Source organism: Thalassotalea sp. SU-HH00458, from assembly GCF_040362795.1.
In the GTDB taxonomy this organism is placed as follows: domain Bacteria; phylum Pseudomonadota; class Gammaproteobacteria; order Enterobacterales; family Alteromonadaceae; genus Thalassotalea_H; species Thalassotalea_H castellviae.
On record NZ_BAABWW010000015.1, the window covers coordinates 38,416 to 60,135 of the forward strand.

18 protein-coding genes are annotated in these 21,720 nt (G+C 36.6%); 7 read left to right on the forward strand and 11 right to left on the reverse strand.

Annotated elements, in window-relative coordinates; genetic code table 11:
• Window positions 1–90 precede the first annotated feature (90 nt).
• The 3 genes from ABXH06_RS17400 to sbcD all read right to left on the reverse strand — a co-directional run bounded on the left by ABXH06_RS17400 (window position 91) and on the right by sbcD (window position 7,296).
• Window positions 91–2,067, reverse strand: coding sequence for a CHASE3 domain-containing protein (locus ABXH06_RS17400; protein ID WP_353519039.1), 1,977 nt, complete (start codon window positions 2,065–2,067; stop codon window positions 91–93).
• Window positions 2,068–2,158: 91 nt separating this feature from the next.
• Window positions 2,159–5,944: an AAA family ATPase gene (locus tag ABXH06_RS17405; protein ID WP_353519040.1), complete on the reverse strand. Its 3,786-nt coding sequence runs from the start codon at window positions 5,942–5,944 to the stop codon at window positions 2,159–2,161.
• Window positions 5,941–7,296 (reverse strand): exonuclease subunit SbcD, encoded by a 1,356-nt coding sequence (gene sbcD / locus ABXH06_RS17410; RefSeq protein WP_353519041.1) that lies wholly within the window; start codon window positions 7,294–7,296, stop codon window positions 5,941–5,943. The genes ABXH06_RS17405 and sbcD overlap by 4 nt, the downstream gene beginning before the upstream one ends.
• A 143-nt stretch (window positions 7,297–7,439) precedes the next feature.
• On the opposite strand from sbcD, the gene ABXH06_RS17415 reads away from it, so the two are divergent.
• Window positions 7,440–7,808, forward strand: a complete 369-nt coding sequence (locus tag ABXH06_RS17415; protein ID WP_353519042.1) for a VOC family protein — start codon at window positions 7,440–7,442, stop codon at window positions 7,806–7,808.
• Window positions 7,809–7,819: 11 nt separating this feature from the next.
• On the forward strand, window positions 7,820–8,296 hold the full coding sequence (gene ybaK / locus ABXH06_RS17420) for a Cys-tRNA(Pro) deacylase (protein WP_353519043.1): 477 nt from the start codon (window positions 7,820–7,822) through the stop codon (window positions 8,294–8,296).
• On the opposite strand, the gene ABXH06_RS17425 is transcribed toward ybaK, so the two are convergent.
• The 3 genes from ABXH06_RS17425 to ABXH06_RS17435 all read right to left on the reverse strand — a co-directional run bounded on the left by ABXH06_RS17425 (window position 8,293) and on the right by ABXH06_RS17435 (window position 11,609).
• Window positions 8,293–9,465: a serine hydrolase domain-containing protein gene (locus ABXH06_RS17425; RefSeq protein ID WP_353519044.1), complete on the reverse strand. Its 1,173-nt coding sequence runs from the start codon at window positions 9,463–9,465 to the stop codon at window positions 8,293–8,295. The genes ybaK and ABXH06_RS17425 overlap by 4 nt on opposite strands.
• A gap of 217 nt (window positions 9,466–9,682) precedes the next feature.
• Window positions 9,683–10,246 (reverse strand): flavodoxin family protein, encoded by a 564-nt coding sequence (locus ABXH06_RS17430; protein WP_353519045.1) that lies wholly within the window; start codon window positions 10,244–10,246, stop codon window positions 9,683–9,685.
• 313 nt (window positions 10,247–10,559) lie between these two features.
• Entirely contained in the window at window positions 10,560–11,609 is a 1,050-nt protein-coding gene (locus ABXH06_RS17435) for a zinc-binding dehydrogenase (RefSeq protein ID WP_353519046.1), read from the reverse strand.
• A 225-nt stretch (window positions 11,610–11,834) separates the two neighbouring features.
• Between ABXH06_RS17435 and ABXH06_RS17440 the strand changes: the two genes are divergently transcribed.
• The 3 genes from ABXH06_RS17440 (at window position 11,835) to ABXH06_RS17450 (ending at window position 13,384) form a co-directional block, all read left to right on the forward strand.
• The gene (locus tag ABXH06_RS17440) at window positions 11,835–12,290 is read left to right on the forward strand and encodes a methylglyoxal synthase (RefSeq protein ID WP_353519047.1); all 456 of its coding nucleotides are present in this window, start codon (window positions 11,835–11,837) and stop codon (window positions 12,288–12,290) included.
• Between the two features lie 179 nt (window positions 12,291–12,469).
• Complete coding sequence (locus tag ABXH06_RS17445) at window positions 12,470–12,775, forward strand: ComEA family DNA-binding protein (RefSeq protein WP_353519048.1); 306 nt, start codon at window positions 12,470–12,472, stop codon at window positions 12,773–12,775.
• Window positions 12,776–12,910: 135 nt separating this feature from the next.
• Window positions 12,911–13,384 carry a DUF2947 family protein gene (locus ABXH06_RS17450; RefSeq protein ID WP_311584700.1) on the forward strand — a complete coding sequence of 158 codons (474 nt, stop codon included), beginning with the start codon at window positions 12,911–12,913 and terminating at the stop codon, window positions 13,382–13,384.
• Window positions 13,385–13,418: 34 nt separating this feature from the next.
• On the opposite strand, the gene ABXH06_RS17455 is transcribed toward ABXH06_RS17450, so the two are convergent.
• The 5 genes from ABXH06_RS17455 to ABXH06_RS17475 all read right to left on the reverse strand — a co-directional run bounded on the left by ABXH06_RS17455 (window position 13,419) and on the right by ABXH06_RS17475 (window position 19,313).
• Complete coding sequence (locus tag ABXH06_RS17455; protein ID WP_353519049.1) at window positions 13,419–14,030, reverse strand: hypothetical protein; 612 nt, start codon at window positions 14,028–14,030, stop codon at window positions 13,419–13,421.
• 112 nt (window positions 14,031–14,142) lie between these two features.
• Window positions 14,143–14,571 carry a hypothetical protein gene (locus ABXH06_RS17460; RefSeq protein ID WP_353519050.1) on the reverse strand — a complete coding sequence of 143 codons (429 nt, stop codon included), beginning with the start codon at window positions 14,569–14,571 and terminating at the stop codon, window positions 14,143–14,145.
• 201 nt (window positions 14,572–14,772) lie between these two features.
• Window positions 14,773–15,849 (reverse strand): AI-2E family transporter, encoded by a 1,077-nt coding sequence (locus ABXH06_RS17465; protein WP_311584710.1) that lies wholly within the window; start codon window positions 15,847–15,849, stop codon window positions 14,773–14,775.
• A 165-nt stretch (window positions 15,850–16,014) separates the two neighbouring features.
• A complete protein-coding gene (locus ABXH06_RS17470; protein ID WP_353519051.1) occupies window positions 16,015–18,564 on the reverse strand; it encodes an ABC transporter permease in 2,550 nt (849 codons plus the stop codon).
• Window positions 18,565–18,566: 2 nt separating this feature from the next.
• Window positions 18,567–19,313 (reverse strand): ABC transporter ATP-binding protein, encoded by a 747-nt coding sequence (locus ABXH06_RS17475; protein WP_311584716.1) that lies wholly within the window; start codon window positions 19,311–19,313, stop codon window positions 18,567–18,569.
• On the opposite strand from ABXH06_RS17475, the gene ABXH06_RS17480 reads away from it, so the two are divergent.
• On the forward strand, window positions 19,312–19,929 hold the full coding sequence (locus ABXH06_RS17480; protein ID WP_353519052.1) for an arylesterase: 618 nt from the start codon (window positions 19,312–19,314) through the stop codon (window positions 19,927–19,929). The two genes, ABXH06_RS17475 and ABXH06_RS17480, sit on opposite strands and share 2 nt — an antisense overlap.
• A gap of 13 nt (window positions 19,930–19,942) precedes the next feature.
• On the forward strand, window positions 19,943–21,520 hold the full coding sequence (locus ABXH06_RS17485; RefSeq protein ID WP_311584722.1) for a cation:proton antiporter domain-containing protein: 1,578 nt from the start codon (window positions 19,943–19,945) through the stop codon (window positions 21,518–21,520).
• Window positions 21,521–21,720: the final 200 nt, after the last annotated feature.

Sequence of the window (21,720 nt, forward strand, 5' to 3'; positions counted from 1 at the left end):
CTTCCTGAATAGATGCAAGCTATCAAGCATTCATATAACAAGCAAAGACAAGCATCATTGTATAGTATGCTAAAGAAATGAAAGTGCAGTTTAAGACAGCATTTTAATAACTTTAACCACTTCTTCCACATCTATCGGCTTACTTAGAAAATATGTCATACCTGCGTCAAAACATTTCTGTTTATCAGCTTCTAAAACGTTTGCTGTCATCGCAATAATCGTAGGAGGGTTATCTGGTAAAGACGTCAAAATTTTAATGGTTGATGTTATGCCATCCATTACCGGCATTTGCATGTCCATAAATATAGCATCATAAGATTTTGATACTGCTGCAGTTAATGCTTTGGCGCCATTTTCTACAACATCTACATCATAACCTAGCTTAGTAAAAACTTTTCGAGCAATCACTTGATTAATATGATTATCTTCAGCAATTAAAATAGCTAAAGGAATTTGATCGGCAAGCGTTTTATTTTCTTTAATCACCTGATTAGATTCTACTATCTTATCTTTTTGTACCAATGAACTGGTAGCTTCTAAGTATAAATAAAATGAAAAAGTAGAGCCTTTTCCTAACTCACTTTTTACACTAATTTTTCCGCCCATTTGCTTAATTAGTTGCGCACTAATAATGAGTCCTAAACCTGTACCGCCATATTTTCGACTGATAGAACTGTCGACTTGAGAGAACGGTTTAAATAATTTTTCTTGATCAGAAGCAGAGATTCCTATGCCTGAATCCTTCACCTCAACAAATAACCCCTGTTTCCCTTCCTTAATTCCAATAGACTTAATAGAAAGTGAAATAGTACCTTGGTCGCTAAACTTAATCGCGTTACCCATTAAGTTTAATAAAACTTGCCTTATTCGTAAGGAATCTCCCATCAAACTGTCTGGCGTATCATCATGTATATTTGCTTTTAAAATCAGCCCTTTATTGGAAGCTTGTGCATCGAGTAAAAAACAAACTTCACCTACCATTTTATCTAAACTAAAAGGTTGGCTATCTATTGATAACATTCCTGCTTCAAGTTTGGACAAGTCTAAAATATCATTAATAACAAGTAATAAACCGTCTCCACATGAACGAATACTGTTTACACATTCATTCTGTTCTTCTGATAACTCAGTATCTTCCAATAAAATAAGCATTCCCAAAATACCATTCATCGGTGTGCGAATTTCATGTGACATATTTGCTAGGAATTCACTTTTAGATTTAACCGACGCTTCCATTTTATGCATAGAATACTTGAGAGATTTTGCCATTAAATTAAAGTCATCAGCTAATTGCAAAAACTCATCATTGGAATCTATTTGAATCAAAGCATCAAAGTCACCCTGGGAAATTTTATCGGCGCCGGTAGATAGAATAGTTAAATTTCTTAAAATTCCCCTTTGAATTGAAATGAAAATGATGCCGGATATCATGATCGCCAACAAAGTGCCAATAATTATGAATAATTTGGTTTGTTGTGCTGTTTTTAACTCCTCAGTTTTTCTGAGCAGCATCAATCGATTTTCTTCATCAATAAAATCACTTTTGACTTGACGAATTTCATCAAAAATATTTTTCCCTGTCCCCTTTTCAAGTAAGATAATTACATGACTTAAATCAGCCACATTACCATTTAAATCTTTTACTTCACGGCGGGCTTGAATTTCAACGTCAGCCGCTAACTCCAGCCATTTTATTTGTAATTTTTTTATCTTATCTAATCGTTGAACTTGAATAGGATTATCGGAAACTAAATGCCTTAATGAGTCTAATTTTTCACTCCAAACAACTAATGCTTTATGATACGGTTCAAGAAATAATTCATTGCCTGTGACTAAAAAACCCCTTTCTCCTGTTTCCATATCTAATAGCAATTTAATTAGCTCATGTCCGCCAGAAATCACCTTATGAGTATGTTCAACCCAAAAGGTAGATTCTTTTTGTTTTAAAATGCTTAAATAAATAATTGAAGAAGTGAAACAAAGAAAAATTATCGGCACTACTAAGCCAATAATAATTTTTTTACGGATAGATAAATGATTTAATGAAAAAAAGTTTGAGAGATTCAAGTGATTCCTTTAAACGTATGATTCATTCAAATTTATTTATAATTTGAACTTAAAATTAATTGTAGAACATTTCAATAGAAATTAAAAAACTTTAACTTTCTTTCACAAACCTAAATTGTTGTTCAAGTTCGCTAAACCCTAAACCACTCTTTTTATGAACCTTAATCTGTACACCTATGCGCTCTTTAAGCGTCTCAACGTGGCTTATCACACCTATCATTTTGCCGTTTGCGTTTAAGTTATCTAACGCATCTAACGCAATTTCTAACGTGTCATTATCGAGCGTGCCGAAACCTTCATCTAAAAATAACGAATCAATACTTGTTTTTGCACTCGCCAAATCCGAAAGCGCTAAAGCAAGCGCTAAACTCACTAAAAAGCTTTCACCACCAGATAACGTTTTGGTATCGCGTATATGATCTGCTTGCCAAGTATCAATCACTTCTAAAGCTAAATTTTCTTTATTTTGACACTGTAATTGATAGCGAGCATGTAAGCGTGACAACTGGACATTAGCCAAATGTACTAAATGCTCTAAGGTTAAGCCTTGGGCAAAACGTCTAAATTTATCACCAGAAGCAGAGCCAATTAAACCATTTAAATATGAAAGATCATCAACATCTATTTGCTGCTTAGCGATTTTATCGATAATTTCACTTTGCTTGCAGCGGAGGTTTTCGTCATTCGTTAATTGCTGATTTAACTGTCCTTGTTTTACTTGACCTTGTTTTAATTGCTCGGCCAGTGTCGCCAATTTTTCTTCAATCACGGTTAATTCAAAAGGCGTAACATTGGTTTCTTCAAGGGTTTTAATTTCACGATTAATCTGCGTTAATTGTTGATTATGTTGATTAATAAGGGTATTAGCTTGTTGCGATTGCTCTTTTAACTTTTGAGCTAAACTCGTTAATTGTTGCTTTTCATCACTTGGTAATAAAGCATTAACAAACGACGCTTCATCGCTAAAAGTACTCGCTGTTAGTACGTCTTGCCAATGTTTTTCGAGAGAAGCTAAGTGTTTTTCACTTTCTAGCAACTGTTGCTGATTGCTCCCTATTTTCCCTGTAAGTACCTGATGTTTTTCTTTAATTTTCTCAAAAACATCTTGTATTTCGACTATTTGCTGTTGGATCTTTATTTTAGCAGCAGATAATTCGTCCCTAATTTCATTAATCCCTTTTTCACCAACTAAGCTAACTCGTTGTTCTTTTAAGGCTGCCTTTTTATTTGTGATAGCGTCAATGTCTTCACGAATACTTTTAAAGTGCTGAGTTAAGCCATTCAGGTTTGATTCTGCTATCGCAAATGCTTGTTCTAGTTTGGTTAAATTTTCAGTCAAAATCGTCTGTTGTTCAATATTGTGTTTATATTGCGATAATTGCTGATTTTGGTTATCGAACCAATGCTGAAACCTATCAATATCTAACAAGACTTCAGGTGCAGTTCTGTCAATCGACGAATTAGCTTGGATGAAATCAATATTATCTTCAGAAAAATATTGCTTTAACGACTGACTAAAGAGCTGGTACTCTGTGAGCAAGCTTTCCTTCTTAGCGCTGAAAACTTCTTTATTTCGTTGTAGTATTGTGAAGTTATTCGCCAGTTGATTATCGATAATATTTATCTGATGTTGAAGTGTGGCAAACTGTTTTTCATCTACATTTAATTCTGCGGTCAGGTTTTTAATATTTTGCGATAATTCATACACTTGCTTAACATCGTTTTGGCTAAGTTCTAACTGTTTTGACTGTTGTTTCGTAAATTGGTTAATCACATCTAATTCAGCAATATCGACGTCGACCGGTAAGAGTGTCATTACTTTTTGCCATTCGTCATGTACCCCTTGTTGTTCAGTTAGGTATTGCTGATGAGTTTGTGTTAATGAGTGTTTCTCGTAGCTGAATTTTTCTTGTTCACTATTGGCTTTATCACCTTGTTGTTTTAATTGCTCAAGATTTGCTTCCAATTCTGTCAATCGTTGTTGATGGTGATTTTCACTGTGATTAACCTTTTGATATTGTTCGATTAAGGGGTGTTCTTGCGAGCCACACAATGGGCAAGCCTCATCAGGTTGAAGTTGTTCACGATGTGCCGTCAAGGATAATATGGTTTTTTGTTGCTCAACAATCACAAATACATCATCTCGTTGACGCTTAACTTGACGATATTCTGCTCTAAGTTCTTCAGTTGCTTGGTGATTTACTTGCATGCGCTGTTCAATATCAGCAATGTTGGCCTGTAGTTTAGCCAGCTCGGTTTTAATTGTTTGATAGCGTTGGGCGTGAGTGATCGCAATAGAAAAATTTGCATGTACACTTTGTAAGTGCTGAATATATTCCTGACAATCTTGTTCTGATTGACACTTAAGCGATGACAATAAATTAATTTTGTCATTTTCTAAAACCGATAATTGCTCTTTCTTTGTCGAGATAATGTTTTGATGATTAACAATCGAATTTGTCAGCGTTTTTTTATTTGACTCTTTGTCTTCATTATCTGCATTTAATTGATTTTGCTCGTTTAAAAGCTGTTTTATCTCTTGTTGTTCTTGCACTAATTGTTGAAATTGATGTTGCCACAAAGGTAAATTTTCACTCAATAAATGTCGGTGTGGATGAGCAACCGATTGCTCATTTAACAAGCTAAGTTTGTTTTTTACTTCATGACATTCAGCGGTTAATTGTTGAAGTGTTTTTTCGCCGTTAACTTTTTCCTCTAATGCTTGTTGCTCTTTTTGTTTTAATTGTTTTAATTGTTCTGTTTGATGATTCATTTCACTTTCAAGCGGAATGACTTGATTAACCAGTAAATCTTGTGTTTCTTGTTGTGTTTGCGCTTGTTGCTCTTGTTGACTGAATAACCTTGATAATTGTTGCTCTTTGGCAGATTTTTCTTCCGTACTTTGTTTTAATGCGTTTTCTAAGTGGCTCGCAGTAGACCTTAAATTATCATGAAGCTCTTTTTGACGATAATAAGCTTGATAATCATCTTTTATAAGTGCAGCAGGCTCGGCTAAAGTCAGTTTAGCTAACTCCGTTTTACTGGCTTCTTCTTGCTGTTGCGTTTGCACAAGTAATGCCTGTGCTGAGTCTAATAAAGATTGTTGTTCAGTCCGTTGTTGATGAAGTTGTTTTGCCAATAACCATTGTTGTTGCTGTTGAGTTAAGGTTTTGTCTTGTAACGATAGGTCCTGCAATTGTTTCGTGAGTTCATCAAGTTGTATTTTATCTAACAATTCAATGTCTTGACTTTGACTTTGTAACCTTTTTAACTCTTCATTGGCTTGTTTATGGTTTTCATATACTTGTTGTGAAATCAAACTATATATTTCGGTACCGGTAAGTTGCTCTAACAGTTCGGCTCGGTCTTTATCATGCGCATTTAAAAAAGCAGCAAATTGTCCCTGTGACAGCATCATTGACTTGGTAAAACGGTTAAAATCAAGCCCAGAAATTTGGGCAATTTCTTGGCGTACATCTGACACTTTACTGGCAATAATTTTCCAGTTATCCCCTTTTTCATCAAATATCGCTAATTCAGCTAACGGTTTTTGTAAGTTGCCATCAATACTGTTTTTTGCTCGCCTTTGGCTCCAAAACGCGCGATATGCACGACCTTTAATTTCAAATTCAACTTCCGCTAAGCAGTATGGAGTTTGCCTTGTCATCAATTGATTTTGACTATCAGACACTTTGATCCTTGGGGTTTGATGATAAAGCGCCAGGCATAGGGCATCTAAAATGGTGGTTTTGCCAGCCCCAGTTGGACCGGTAATAGCGAATAAGGTATTGGCGTCAAAAGGCGGTTGGGTAAAGTCAATTTTCCATGCACCTTTTAAAGAATTTATATTCTCAAAGCGTAACGATAAAATTTTCACGATACTTCACCATCTTTGGCTGGTTTTAGCGCAACACGTTCTGATCCATCAAGTATTTCTTGCTGTTTCCGCTCTGATTCTACTTGCGAGACGGTTGTTAAAAACAGTTCGTTTACACGTTGTTTTCTGGCTATTTCTTCATCAGATAGCCATGTTTCTTCTGCAAGACGAGTTTGAAAAACATCGGCTACTTTTAACTCGTCCAAAGTCACTTTTGCTTCGCTAGAAATCATCGATTTCCGTGCTTTCTTAGTTCGGCGGGTTAATAACACATCAACCGGATATGCTTGTGTGATTTGTTCAATTTTATGACTTAAATCAGCCAAATAATCAGCACTTTCAATTTCAATATCTAACCAGACATTTTCACCGTTGGAAATTGCAAGCTTAGCCCCTTCATTACTATCAGCTTGGCTTGAGTCGCTTTCACCGATATCAATAGTTTCAAGCAATGATTTCACCGCTTGTTCTAAATCGTCTAGGTTAGTTTTTATCATCGCCATCGCTTGAAATCGCGGAATAACCAGTGGCTTCACAGTCGATAGTGCCTTTTGATTAAATTCAACGAACAACACTTGTTTATCTTGAGAGACTTCATCAAAACTTAGTGGAATAGGCGAGCCGCAATAACGAATATGCTCTGTTTTACCAACCTTTTGGCTTCGATGTATGTGACCTAATGCAATGTAATCTGCTTCAGGAAAAGCGCTAGTAGGGAAAGCTTCAAGAGTGCCAATATAAATATCTCGCACTGAATCAGAGCTAGTGACTCCAACGGCGGTTAAATGCCCAGTTGCGATAATTGGTACTTCTCCTTTTGTGATGATTTTCGCTTGCTGATATAACTGTTGGTAATGTGCTGTGATCGCTTGCTGTAAAGCTTGTTGCTTTTCTTGCGATGATTGACCCGCTTGGCTTAATAAAACATCACGAGGGCGAATAAAAGGAATGGCACAAATAACAGCTTGCAAATTGTCATTACTATCTTTTATTTCAATTAATTGCTCATTGATATTTTCAGATGCTGTAGTGATCACCCGACACGACAACGCGGATAACACAGCTTTAGATTCACCTAACATGGCGACAGAATCATGATTACCCGCCAAAATAATTAATTGGCAGTTAAGCTGATGAATGTTGACAATAAAATCAAAATACATTTCACGTGCATAACTCGGTGGAGTTCCCGTATCAAAGATATCACCTGCAACAATAACCGCATGTATTTGATGCTGACTAACTTGCGCTAATATCCATGTTAAAAATTGCTGATGCTCTTGAGCGCGACTCTTTCCATAAAAATATTGGCCAAGGTGCCAATCAGAAGTATGTAAAATACGAAATGCCATGAAAAATTAAACTTTAAAAAGACGAGTTATTATGGGTGAAATTCTATCTTACTTTACTTAAGATACATATCCAATTTGCAAAATAGCTGAATAACTCGCATATTAAGTTAACTAATTGAATGGCAATATAAATGAGATGAACAATGAACAATCAAATTGTTTGGGTTGACATCCCTGTTACGAATTTAGATCGCGCTATTGACTTCTATTCAGCCTTGTTAGCTGGAGAAGTAATAAAACAAACATATAACGAGTTTAACTTTGGTTTACTACCCCATGCCAATACTAGTGTTTCTGGCTGTTTAATCGAATCACCAGTGGAGCATATTAATGAATTTGGTCCATTGATTTACTTCAATGTTGAGGGACGAATTGCCCAAGCAGTAGAAGTTGCCAAGCGTTTTAATGTAGAAATAATCGAAGAAAAATTTCAAATGGGCGAACACGGTTTTCGCGCAGTAATAAAAGATACCGAAGGAAATAAAATAGCCTTACACAGTTCTGTTGGCTAACGAATACAAAAATGACTCCTGCCGTTAAATTACTCGACAAATTAAAAATAGCTTATCAGTTACATCAATATCATCATGATGAGTCAGCAGCATCATATGGCCTTGAAGCGGCGGAAAAATTAGCCGTTGATGCTAAAAAAATATTCAAAACGTTAGTTGTTGAAATGGAAAATAAATCGCTAGCAGTAGCAATTGTGCCCGTTGAAAATCAATTAACGTTAAAAAATGTCGCTAAAGTGTTGAAATGCAAAAAAGTAATAATGGCTGAGCCTAAACGTGTTCAAACCACTACCGGTTATGTGTTAGGTGGTGTAAGTCCTCTAGGGCAAAAAAAACGTTTAAAGACTGTAATAGATAAGTCTAGCCAACAATTTAGTACAATATTTGTCAGTGGCGGAAAAAGAGGATTAGAAATTGAAATATCACCTAATGATTTAATCCTCGTACTCAGTGCAATAGTTGGCAATATTAAAACAAATGAGTGTTAGTGACTTCTAGCTAGTCGAAGTTTATAACCGTGTATCTCAGGTGAATCAGGGTCTAGCAACTCAAGCGCATCTATCATTGCTGCTAATCCAGCCTTATTTGGTGCATTGAAGAAAATAATTAGCCCATCCCCACTGCCTTGATAATAATAAGCAATAGAAACTACCGTCCAGTTAGTTCCTCTATGACCAATAAGCATATCATCTTCTAATAAAGACATACTCCAACCTAACCCATAGCCAAGTTTAATCGGGCACAGAATATCAATAGTATCACCGCAATCGATTTCGCGTTGTGTAAATTGAATACCTTGCATAGTGTTTCTATCATTTTTGAGTTTAGGAGGTAAACCATCGCCGTTCATTGAAGAAATTAAAAACTTCGCATAATCGGCTACTGAAATAACCAAATTTGCCGCAGCAGAATAACTCCCTTCTTTGCTGCAGTAACCTTGAGGATGACAGTAATACCCGTAAAAGTTTCCCTTTTTATCTAAGGGTTTTGCGATTCGATTAAAAAGTTTCTTATCTACAATAATTGAGGCGTTATCCATACCTAACGGATCAAAAATAGTCGCTTGAACGAGTTTATCGAACGAAACCCCCATTTTGTTTTCAGCATATTTTGCCAAATATTCAAATCCTTCTCCTGAATAGCCAAAGGATGTACCGGGCTTATGAATAAAATCTAATTTTCCATCATCAGCGAAATAACGCCAATTCATAAATCCACTCATATGAGAAAGTAACATTCTAGGTGTTAAATTATGAACATTTAGGTTGTCCTTGAGATCTGGATCTAGCCAGTAAGGAGCTACTGATTCATCTAGCGACAGTTTGCCTTGTGCAACTAGTTTAAGCACTGTTTCTGCGGTTATCGTTTTAGTCAATGATGCAATGTTAAATAATGTATTGGTAGACGCAGGAACACCGGGAGACTGAAATCCATAATGATTCAGCCAAACAACCTGACGACTTTTAATCAAAGCAACGCCAGCCGTGTTTATTTTGTGCCTGTTAACTATTTCGGTAAAAGCTACGTCTAACATTAAAGCCCTAGAATTTGAAATATCTTCAATATCAGTGCGCTTAATTTTTACTTGTGCACTACTACCCATAGAAACAAAGGTGCATATTATTACGGCATTAATAAACCGTTTTTTAAATATCATATTATTCAACTCAGTATAAATTTAACGCCTCGTTTAGTGCTGTTAATTGTTGACTAAAATAACGAACGAAATAAAGTTAGCCAACTGTTTTTAGTCAAAATAGAGTGACTTGTATAACTTTATGTACCAAGCAATATAGGTATTTTATTTATTGTAACCTCATATCAAAGTAACACCGACTAAACTAATAGCAGTTCTACTTTAATTTTTAAAGATGTTATTCATTTAACCGAAGTGTGAGTTTTGCCACTCTACGCCCTAAATATTTTGCTGTTGCAAGATCAACTTCATGAACAGAGCCGTTAGTCGCTTGAGAAACGACACCCAATTGGCAACCTAATCTGTTTAGCTTATTATTTTCCACACCATAAGATGAAGCTATATTGACCCATAACATTCCATGCTGACTTGCTAAGGTTGACATATATTGTAACGTACTTGACTGATCACCATTTAACCCAGTTCCCGTGGTAAAGCCAGCAGAAATTTTATCAGCCCATTCTTGCTCTTGCCAATATTCACTTGAGGCATCAGCAAAAGCCTTAAATTGAGCAGAAACACTTCCCATATATGTAGGACTTCCAAAAAGAATCGCATCACATGACTTTAATTGTTGAAATAATTCGGGATTTTCAAAACGCCCTTCAATTATCTCTTGTCCTGCAATTCTATGTAAAATTACAGTTATTCCGTCTTCTTGTTTTATGCCAGAAACAATCGCTTCAGCAATTTTCTCAGTAACATTACTTTCAGTAAAATATACTATTGCAATACGAGTCATTAATTAGAAATTCCAGTAGTGAAACTTTATGTGTTAAAAATATAGCTGAAATAAACGCAGTTTATTATGCTTTGTTTGATCAACAATCAGTTGATTTTATGCGTGAGTCAGTGGTGCATTATTTTTTGTTTCAATAATTACTCCCCTTATATACGCAAAATAATTCTATGTTAAGTAAAGTGGGCATTGGTTGTCAGTGTTCATACAACAAGGAAAGTGCTTGCGGTAATTTATCACTAATCATTAACCATTCAATAGCTAGAAGCGATTCTATTTGAGGTTAACAAATCTACTTACCTTAAGCTGAACACGATTAAGCATTTGGCTTTAAAATCACTTTTCCATCACTTTTATGCTTTGCATAATGATCGAGTGCTGCTGGAAAATCGTCAAAATTTACACTGGCATAAATATCGGTTTGGAAAATCCCTTGTTCAAATAATTTTTGAACTTTTCGGCTTAACGAAATCACTTGCCATGGTTTCGCATCTCCAATGTATTTTGCTAACCAAAAGCCTTCAATCTTGATATTTCTGAAAATCACATCAGCTACTGAAAATAAGCCACCTACCGGGTCAAACGTTTCTGTTAAACGACCGTAAACAATCGCCGTAGCATTATTTGGCATAGCTTTTAACAAATTAGGTGTATCTTCTGCAGCAACAGAATCAAGCAACACCGTAGCTTTAAACTCTTTACAAGCAAGCCTTAACTTTTCTGAAAAGTCATCATTGGTGGTTAATAACACACAAACAGCACCTAGTTTGGTCAGAACCTCAACATTACTTTCACTACGCACGGTGGCAATAGTTTTTATACCAAGCATTTTCGCATAGCGGATCACGCCCTTACCTACCTGACTAGCAGCTGCGTTAATGACGATTGCTTTGGCTTTTAATGCAATAGCGCGGTCAACCAAACATACTGAGGTACAAGGATTAACGATAATGGTTGCCGCTTGTTCGTCAGATAACGATGGACGTACCGGCAAACAAAAATTTGCTTTTGTAATAGCATATTTTGCCCATACACCATCAATACCAGGCTGAGCAGACACCGCAACCCGTTTACCAATCAACCATTTCCCATATAAACCGGCATTCGCATCTAGAACAATACCGCAACCTTCAAATCCAACATAAGCACCATTATTAGGCGCCAAACCATATTTACCTAACAAATAAACTAAATCTGACGGATTCACAGGTGAAGCCAACATTTTGACTAACACTTGGCCTTTATTCAATTTAGCTAGCGGTTTATCTAATAAGGCTATTCGAGCAGACGAAGGTAATGATTGATCGTCATTTAATTTTAATGATAATCCGGTGTTAATTGTTGGTAATGACGTTGATGAAGTCAAAATGAAGCCACTCTCATTGGATAAACTAATAGCAGGCTATCAAGTCTTTGTAAGGAATAAAAGCTTAATTATCTGACACCGTGTTAAATGTTGAAATATTGCCATAATAATGCGCTTGTTTAATTGAAGAGTCGCAATATATCAATAAGTTATATATAACTCTTAGCATAATTTTTATAAGCCATGTTAATCTTATTATCAAATGACATGGTAAAGAGCTTCGTGATGAATTATATCGACATTAATGCCCCTGCAATCAAATCAATTTCTTTAGTTGCTCATGATAATATGAAAGTTGAGCTAATTAATTGGTGTCAAAAATATCAAGATGCCCTTAAACCTCATACGTTATATGCAACAGGTACAACTGGCTTACATATTGAAAAACAAACTAATCTCGCCATAAACAAGTTAATTAGTGGTCCGTTAGGTGGCGACCAACAAATTGGTGCATTGATAACCGAACAAAAAATCGACATTATGATTTTCTTTTGGGATCCCTTAGAAGCTCAGCCTCATGATCCTGATGTAAAAGCACTTTTAAGATTAGCAGCAGTTTGGAATATACCTGTCGCGTGTAATCGTGCCACTGCTGATTTACTGATCAATTCACCGTTATTTTCGTCAAGTTATGAGAAGTCGATTCCTGATTATCAAGCATATATTGCCTCGAGAAGCTAACCAAACTATTGCAACGTTTTAACCTTAGGAGACGGTTTTTTCTCCTATTTCTTGTCGAATAAACGCTAAGTTTGACAAAAGGCATATTCATGCCTAAACCTAATTAGGTTACTTATACGGATTCATGTTGTCGTTAGGAATTAGTAACAAATGGAACTTCACTTATAAGGATATCAATCATGAATAAGCAAATATTTAATTTAATTGCCATTATTTTCACCGTCATTTCATTTCACTCTATCGCTAACACTGAGGTAACAGCAGAATCGAGTCAAACTGCTCAAACCCAGTTGGTAATCGATATCAATAATGCTAAGCCAAAAGACTTAGTAACGTTGAAAGGCGTAGGGATGAAAAAAGCGCAAGCGATAATCAGTTATCGTCAAACCAATGGCCCTTTTGTTTCAATCGAAGATTTATTGAAAGTACAAGGTATTGGCAAACATGTATTAGCTGAAAATAAGAATCGATTGAAACTGAAATAAACAGATGACATTGATGCAATTTTGGCCCTTTAAGTACTAAACACCTCTGTTTAGTACTTATCAAATAATAGGTATTAAAGTTCACATTCTCCCCTGTTATAATTCCCGTAAGTTTCCCACTAAATAAAATAATTAATGAATTATATCCCTTTAGATGAATTTAAATACGCTTGGATTTTCCGTCATAAAAGCTTAGCCATCGACAGTAAAGAATTAAACAAAATCAAGCCAATGGCAGAGCAAAGAGCGATGGTTTTATGGGATAGTTTTATCAGTAAACAAGCTGATCATCCTGATTTTTTCAAACAAGGTGATTGGGCTTTTGATAAGGCGAATTGGCATGAATCAGGAAAATGGGAAGGTATTTGGGACAGCGATGAAGCAGCATTACCTGATGCAATTTTAGAAAATATTCAATGGGATCCTAATACCATTGTTTACTATTGTATTAATCGAAAGCTAGTGATTGAAACAACTTGGCTTACTTTCAAAAACTGCTGGAAAAATTTTTTATTTATCGATGATGGCACCATTTTAATTGGCAAGAAACGCGCAGAAGCAATTCAATTTAAGTCCAATGGGCAATTTAAAATTGGTAAAAAATCGTAGCAATACCAACATGGTAAATCAGGATACTAATGAGTTAAAATAACAGTGTTACTTTAACTCCTGAATAAATTTGACTGTCGGCTTGCCAATATTCACCATCTATTTGCCGATAACGAGCAAAACCTTCAACAACAATCTGATCAAATTTAACCCCCACGCCTGAGCCAATATAGCCATCTATATCATTGGAACTATCGTAATCTTGATAATAGTCAGCATAACTATGATGTTGAGTATAACCATCGGTGGCAAGGTAAGTTAAAAATTCACTAAAGGTTAAATTATGATCATATTCATCTTTATCGCGATCACTTAATACCATTTCGCCAAAATCAAAACCAAGTTCCGCATAAACAAAGATATCGTCAAAGTAACCAAATTTTATCCCCAAATCCCACGCTAAATAATGATGTTCAATCGATAAATCATCTGTCACTTTTGCATTGCCAAGTGAACTGTTAATTGCCAAGCCAACTGATGAGTTTGGATTTATTAACCAATACTCACTACCAATGCCATTAATATAATCGCCATCGTTAAATTCACTCTTTAGAAAAAAACCGATTTGTTGATCTGTTGAAGCTACGGCCAAATGGCATACAAGTAACAGAATTAAACCAATAATACGATGACAAAAATAAGACATTTAACTTCCACTGTTTAAAAAAGACAAAATATAAAAAACAAATTAGTGCGGCTAACAAGTATGAAAAAAAGCACTACCTAAAGATTCATTTCTTTCATGAATCACTAAATAATTAGCATTTCCCAATATTATCTTCATACACTTGAGTAATACTCGATACGCTCACCAGCAAGCAACCGGATGTAATATCCACTTTTTGTTTTTGAATTAACGTAAATGCACCTAATTCAGGCGTATATAAATGGTACTCATAGGCTTTACTATCCCCTTCTGATAAACGGGTAAATAAGCCACCAAAAACCGCACCGACAATTGCACCACTGATAATATCATCACTATTACCATCCGCTTGATCAAGAGCGCCTATAATGCTGCCGCCAATGATACCTGATGGAACATCAGAAGCGAGCTGTACTTCTTTTCGATGACTGACCTCTGCGTAATATTCTTGAATCACTAAATTTTGATTGTCGCGATTAACGCCGTTAGTGCTACAACCAGTGATTAACATACTAAATAAAATATATGGTAAAAATTTCATGGGCTACTCAACTGTAATTAAAACCTATTTAAAGGCGGTGTAATTGAGTTTATTATTTCAATAACGGCTGTTAGTTTCAGTTACAAAGATGTTAAAAATGACGAGTAGAATGTTAAAAATTGTAAGCAGGCAATGGTTTAAGTTGTAGCAATAAGCTATTACCTGCTTGGTGTTATTCGATCGGTTATTTAACGAATAGACTTATACTGTCTTCGTTTTTTCAACCATTTCTTCGCTCGAATATTCGGATAAGTTCTCACCCGAGAGCATCACCGCAAGCCAACGACCTTCTTTTGATGTTTCCAAGGCTATTTTAATGATCATGGTTAAAGGAACCGACAGGAGCATCCCCACAGTGCCTAATAACCAGCCCCAAAATATTAAAGATAAAAATACGACTAAAGTTGATAAACCTAGGCCTCTTCCTAAAAATCGAGGCTCTACCGCATTGCCCATCACGGTATTAATCACTAAATAACCTAAGCCAATAAAACCGGCTTCCGGTGCACCAAGTTGTAATACGGCAAGCGACATGGCCGGAACAGCCGCAATAATTGAACCGATATTAGGGATATAATTGAGTAAAAATGCTAACACCCCCCACAACAAGGGGAAATCTAAACCAAACGCCCAAAGCATAATAGAAACACATGCACCCGTTGCTATACTGACTAAGGTTTTAATCGCTAAATAATTATTCACTGATGATAAAAAACGATCAATTTGTCTCATGCGCATTTGCGGATCATCAAACGCTAAATGTAACTTTTTCGGCATTGAAGAGGCTTCTGACAACATAAAAACGACAGTAATAATGATTAAAAATAAATTTGCCATAACATTGCCCAAACCACTTAACATATCTGCAGCAAGACCCATAGCTGCCGCAGGATCAACATATTCAGTGATCAGCTCCGAAGAGAGGATAATGTTGTAAGAAGCAAGTTTTTCGATTACCCAGGCTAACTGAACCGTTAATTGCGCTCGGTATACTGGCATTAACGCGGATAATTCAGTTAATGATTTTCCAACTAATCCCGCTAACGATAAGACAATAATAACAAACATTAAAATCACCAATAACACGGCAATGCCTTTTGGCACTTTATATTTTTGTGCATTAGTCACTAATGGATTACAAATAATAGCGATAAAGGTTGAAAGTAAAAACGGTACTAAAATATTGGTTGCTGTTTTCACACCCGCTAAAACAACAAATAATGCTGCAGTCACTAATAACGCTTTCATTACGCCATTGGTATTTTCAAGAGAAGCCATAAGTAAATTTTTATTTTTTTGATAATAGTTAAAACTATACGGTAAAAGCGTTATGAAAAACAGATACAATCATGGATAGAAAATAAAAATCCCGTTATTTATTATTTAATTAACGGGATTTAAAAGGATTATTGCTGTCAAACTAATCAAATCGACAAAAAGAAATTACATCGTTCTGCGGATCAAAGTTACGCTGGTCAAATTTAACAAGCGATAACAACTGAGCATGCCTATAAAACCGACAAATGCAGCACCGGATAAAATTCCCACTAACCAATATGAAAAATGAAAGCTCCCTGTCATGTCAAAAGTTTGCGTTTGTAAAAAGAAAACGCCAATTTCCATGCCGATACTCGCCATCAAACCTGCAATGCCTCCTAAGGCAATAAACTCAAATAAGATGCTATTTCGTAATAAACTCCCCTTCGCCCCAAGTGTACGTAAGATGGCCAATTCTCTTTCTCGCTCTTCCATACTCGCTTGTACTTGAGCGACTAACACTAAACTGCCAGCAAGAACAACTAACACTAAAATTAACTCAATGGCGATAGTGACTTGTTCAATCATTTGGTTCAACTGCTTCATGATATTATCAAAATCAATCATTGAAATAGTTGGATACTGTCCAATGAGTTGATAAAACGCGTCCTTTTTCTCTGGTGCAACATTCCAAGCAGATATTGACGTAGCAGGAAAGTCAGCCAGCACAGATTGATTAAAGATCATAATAAAATTGAGTTGACGTGTTTTCCAATTAACTTCTCGTAAACTGGTCACCGATGCGGAAATTTCGCGGCCGCCAATATTAAACGCTAATTCATCACCTAATTTAATATCAAGCCGCTCCGCAACGCCTGACTCTACAGAAACTTGCGGGGTTGTATCGCCTTTCTGCCACCATTCCCCTTCGAGAATTTTATTTTGTTGTGGCAAGTCATGTAACCAAGTTAAGCCAAGCTCTCGCCCCATTCCTCTTCGACCTTCGGGTTCAGAATCTTGCGTTTCTTTTTCTTCCTCTTCCGATAAATCTTGATCTTTATTATCTTTGATACGAATGGTTTGCTCACCATTGATTGACGTTAACCGACCTCGGTATACCGCAAAAAAGCCTCGGTGTGGAATATCGTTTTCTTCAGTGAAGCGTTCAAGTGGCGCAATTTGCTCTTGGGTAATATTCACCAAATATTGATTCGGTGTATCTTCTGGAAACTGAGCTTGCCACTCGTCAATAATCGATGTTTTCATTACGGTAATTAGTAATAATAACTTTATCGCAATAGTAAAACTGACTAATTGAACACTGTTTTCATTGGCGCGTCGTTTTAAGTTTGCTAACGCTAAATGCCATGATTGTCCCGCCTTTGTGCCGACACTCCGGCCAGCATTCATCACCAAACGACCTAATCCGAGCAATATAATAGAAACCAATAAACCACCGGCTAATAAAGAAAAACTCATAATGATGTCGCCACTAAACATCAACAATAAAGTCAGTAGCGCGACTAAAGGGATTAATTGATGCCAACCAAATTTAACATTTTTTGGCGTTGAGAACCCCCGGATCACCGACAGTGGTGAAGTATGAATTAAAGTTTTTATCGGATGAATAGCAAAAGCTACGGCGCATAAAAGACCAGTGACAATCGCAGTAATGAAAGGTGTAAACGTAAGCGGTGAATCATCCAATGACAAATACTGTTCAATGGCATTCGCCCCTAGCAGAAGTAACACGTAACCTAAGAGCAAGCCCGCGCCAATGCTAATAACACTTAATAAAGTCCAATGTAAGCAATACAGTTTACGAACATGTGAAATTGATGCACCAAGAGCTCTAAATACGGCAACAACGGATTGATGACGTTGTCCGTAGCGTCTACTAGCAACCGCAACCGCAACCGCTGCTAAGACAATACCCAACATACTCGCTAACGATAAAAACCGCTCAGCGCTATCAAGCGTAGTTGATAAACGATTTTGCGCGCGCTTAGCATCATACCAACGTTGGGTATCGTTAACCTGAGGTTTTATCCATTCATCAAATGTTTCTATTGCTTGAGGATCACCAGCAAACAAATAAGAATGCCACATGCGACTCCCTGGTTGGACAATATCAGTTGCTGGGAGGTCTTCAATATTCATTAAGATGGTCGGCCCTGCCACTAAAAAGCGATAAGAGCGATCGGGAATATTTGTCAAAATACCGGCAATCTTTAATGGGGCTACGCCAATTTCTACGGTATCGCCAATTTCTACACCTAACCGACTAAGCACACTGCGTTCCACCCATAACTCACCACGAGCGGGTCCACTAACTACCTCTTCCACGCCATTGATGGCACGTTGAATTTTTAATTCACCGCGTAAAGGATAATTAGTTGAAACAGCATCAAGTTCACTGAGTAACATATTGTCACCAAAAAAGACCATCGAATCGGTGGAGGCTTTTAACGCAACATTTAGATTTAACGTTTCACTTTTAGAAATAAATTTTTCATCAATCGGACTACTTGCCCCAAAGACACGATCGGCGGCGATGGTATTCGTACTATTGGCGACGATGGCGTGTTTTATTTGGCCTGAAAACCCCGTTAATGAAAAAACAGTCGCAACCGCTAAAACAATTGCCAAGAAGATTATGGTTAATTCGCCTCGACGTAATTCATGATCAAGTAAACGCAATGATTGTTTGTACCAGATGTTATTTGAACTTGTCATGGTTAACCTACATTTGCTGCTGAATTTTCTTGACTAACATAAACACTGTTTTCTGACGCTTGGGTGAGTACACCACTGTCCATTTCTACTTGTCGCTGACAACGAGCAGCAAGCTTAGGATCATGAGTCACCAGCACTAAGGTAGTGCCTAATTGTTCATTTAAGTCAAATAACAACTCGGTTATATGTAAGCCTGTTTTGGTATCTAAATTTCCTGTAGGTTCATCGGCAAACAAAATATCCGGTTGACTAATAAAAGCTCTCGCAATCGCAACTCTTTGCTGTTCTCCACCCGAAAGTTGTGACGGATAATGATCAAGCCTGTCAGCCAAGCCTACTTTTTCTAATAATTCTATGCCGCGTTGCTCAGCTTCATCAATATTGGCTAACTCAGCAGGCAGCATCACATTTTCAAGAGCCGTTAAACTATTTATTAATAAGAATTGTTGAAAGATAAAACCAACATGATTTGCACGAACTTGACTACGTTGTTCTTCATTAAGCTGGTGTAATGCATGGTTTTTAAGATAAACTTCTCCAGACGTTGGTAAATCAAGCCCGGCTAAAATGGATAACAAGGTGGTTTTTCCTGAGCCTGATGAGCCAACAATCGCGATGGTTTCACCATTGTTTACCATTAAATTAGTCGGCTGTAATAACGCTAAGGTTTTACCTTCTAACTGTACTGATTTGGTAAGAGAACTAACTTTTAATATGCTTTCGGCTTTTAATTCGGATTGGACCTTCATGAAAAAATACTCATCTATTGCTTTATTTCTTTTTGGCTATTTAACCTTAATGACCACCAGTTGGGCAACTAGTTCTATCTTATTATTAGGAGATAGTGTCAGTGCAGGCTATGGAATGGAAGAAAAACAAGGCTGGGTGCATCTATTAAACGAACGATTAATGGCTAAAAAATTACCTTACAAAATTATTAATGCCAGTGTCAGTGGTGAAACCACAGCCGGCGGTTTATCTCGGCTTGAAGGGGTATTGAAAGAGAATAAAGTTGACCATTTGATCATTGAGTTAGGCGGTAATGATGGTTTACGCGGTTACCCCCCTAAATCAATCAAAAAAAATTTGTTACAAATGATAAACATAGCGAAACAAAAAGCTATTCCCGTTAGTTTAATGAAAATTAAAATCACGCCAAATTATGGCACAAGATATTTAAAAATGTTTGAAGCAGTGTTTGATGAGGTAGCTGAAGAAACGAATAGCACTTTGTTACCTTTTTTTATGGAACAAGTGGCATTAGATCCTGATTTAATGCAACAAGATGGCATTCATCCCAATATTAAAGCGCAACCTATCATTGCTACTTATGTTGAAAAACAATTAACTCATTTAATGGAATAGGTATAAAACACTCATGGAATTTATTTGGATTTTATTTGCTTTCGCTTGCGGATTTATTGCAAAACTAGCCAGTTTACCCCCTTCTATTGGTTATTTGTTAGCTGGTTTTATTTTGAACTTTTTAGGTTTTCAAGCCGACAACTTAGTGCTAGAACTTGCCAATATCGGTATCACATTAATGTTATTCACCATTGGCTTAAAATTAAATATATCTGATTTAGCGAAAAAAGAAGTGTGGGCAGGTAGTATTTCCCATTCACTGATTTGGCTAATTGCTGGTTGCTTATTTTTAAAAGGGTTAGCCTTTGCTAGCATCCCATTTATTTCGTCAATCACCTATCAATCAGCTGGACTAATCATTTTCGCATTATCGTTTAGTAGCACGGTTTGCGTGGTCAAATTATTAGAAGATCATGGTGAAATGAAAACACGCCACGGTAAACTTGCCGTGGGTATTCTTGTCATGCAAGATATTTTTGCGGTGATTTTTCTTGTCGCTGCAACGGGTAAAATACCATCGGTGTGGGCTGTTCTCTTATTACTATTAATTCCCTTAAAACCACTTTTCTCTAAACTAATTGATAAAGTCGGCCATGGTGAATTAATCCCGCTGATGGGCTTTTTCTTAGCATTCGGAGCATACGAGTTATTCGAACTAGTCAGTGTAAAGGGTGATTTAGGCGCTTTATTAGCAGGTATGTATTTAGCTAGTCATAGTAAAGCAACCGAGATTAATAAATCATTATTGAGTTTTAAAGACATTTTTCTTATTGGCTTCTTTTTATCGATAGGTTTTGCTGCGTTACCCACGTGGGAAATGTTAGGTATTGCCATATTACTCACCCTAATGCTGCCGTTTAAATTCCTATTATTCTTCTATTTATTTAACCGCTTTAGATTGAGGGCTAGAACTTCATTTTTAAGCGCTTTAGCGTTAACTAACTTTAGTGAATTTGGTTTGATTGTCGCGGCAATTAGTACAAAATCTAACTGGTTAGATAAAGAATGGTTAGTGATATTATCATTAGCCGTTTCGATCTCTTTTGTCATTACCAATGTGTTATATAATTATGCTCATGACTTTTATGCGCAATATAAATCTTTATTCAATCGTTTTCAGCATCCAAAGAAATTACCCGAAGATAGCTTTGTTCAACCATGTGACGCACCGGTCGTTATTATTGGTATGGGGCGAGTTGGTATGGGGGCTTATAAAGCCCTTGAAATGCAAACCCCCAATCAAGCCTGGGGATTAGATACCGATAAAACTAAACTTGCTTTATTACATGATATGAATATTCGTGCATATCAAGGAGACGCTGAAGACGCCGACTTTTGGGAAAATATCGACTTAGATCAAATCAAATTAGTGTTACTTGCCCTGCCTTCGGTCCAAGACATCATGAATATCACCTCTCAACTCCAACATGCTAAGTTTAAGGGTAAGATAGCCGCTATCGCGCGATACGATGATGAAAGAGAAGCCTTAGAAAAGTTTGGTGTAGATAAAGTATTTAACTTTTATAGCGAAGCGGGTGTAGGTTTTGCTGAAGAAAGTATTAATTTAGTTAAAGGACAATTACCGAATTAAGTCGTCATTTTACCCAAGATTCATATTCGCTTTACTATTTAAGCCTTAAAATAGTAAAGCGCTTTACGGGGGGTTGCGAAACCTAAAAAATAGCAACAAAAAAGCCGACATTATGTCGGCTTTTTTGTACTTGAAAAGTGGCATCCCTAAGGGGATTCGAACCCCTGTTACCGCCGTGAAAGGGCGGTGTCCTAGGCCTC

Coding starts and splice junctions, on each gene's coding strand:
- ABXH06_RS17460 (WP_353519050.1), bottom strand. CDS start 14,571: ATGAAATTTTTACCATATATTTTATTTAGTATGTTAATCACTGGTTGT.
- ABXH06_RS17465 (WP_311584710.1), bottom strand. CDS start 15,849: ATGGCTTCTCTTGAAAATACCAATGGCGTAATGAAAGCGTTATTAGTG.
- ABXH06_RS17470 (WP_353519051.1), bottom strand. CDS start 18,564: ATGACAAGTTCAAATAACATCTGGTACAAACAATCATTGCGTTTACTT.
- ABXH06_RS17440 (WP_353519047.1), top strand. CDS start 11,835: ATGAATTATATCGACATTAATGCCCCTGCAATCAAATCAATTTCTTTA.
- ABXH06_RS17480 (WP_353519052.1), top strand. CDS start 19,312: ATGAAAAAATACTCATCTATTGCTTTATTTCTTTTTGGCTATTTAACC.
- ABXH06_RS17445 (WP_353519048.1), top strand. CDS start 12,470: ATGAATAAGCAAATATTTAATTTAATTGCCATTATTTTCACCGTCATT.
- ABXH06_RS17455 (WP_353519049.1), bottom strand. CDS start 14,030: ATGTCTTATTTTTGTCATCGTATTATTGGTTTAATTCTGTTACTTGTA.
- sbcD (WP_353519041.1), bottom strand. CDS start 7,296: ATGGCATTTCGTATTTTACATACTTCTGATTGGCACCTTGGCCAATAT.
- ABXH06_RS17430 (WP_353519045.1), bottom strand. CDS start 10,246: ATGACTCGTATTGCAATAGTATATTTTACTGAAAGTAATGTTACTGAG.
- ABXH06_RS17475 (WP_311584716.1), bottom strand. CDS start 19,313: ATGAAGGTCCAATCCGAATTAAAAGCCGAAAGCATATTAAAAGTTAGT.
- ybaK (WP_353519043.1), top strand. CDS start 7,820: ATGACTCCTGCCGTTAAATTACTCGACAAATTAAAAATAGCTTATCAG.
- ABXH06_RS17485 (WP_311584722.1), top strand. CDS start 19,943: ATGGAATTTATTTGGATTTTATTTGCTTTCGCTTGCGGATTTATTGCA.
- ABXH06_RS17450 (WP_311584700.1), top strand. CDS start 12,911: ATGAATTATATCCCTTTAGATGAATTTAAATACGCTTGGATTTTCCGT.
- ABXH06_RS17415 (WP_353519042.1), top strand. CDS start 7,440: ATGAACAATCAAATTGTTTGGGTTGACATCCCTGTTACGAATTTAGAT.
- ABXH06_RS17425 (WP_353519044.1), bottom strand. CDS start 9,465: ATGATATTTAAAAAACGGTTTATTAATGCCGTAATAATATGCACCTTT.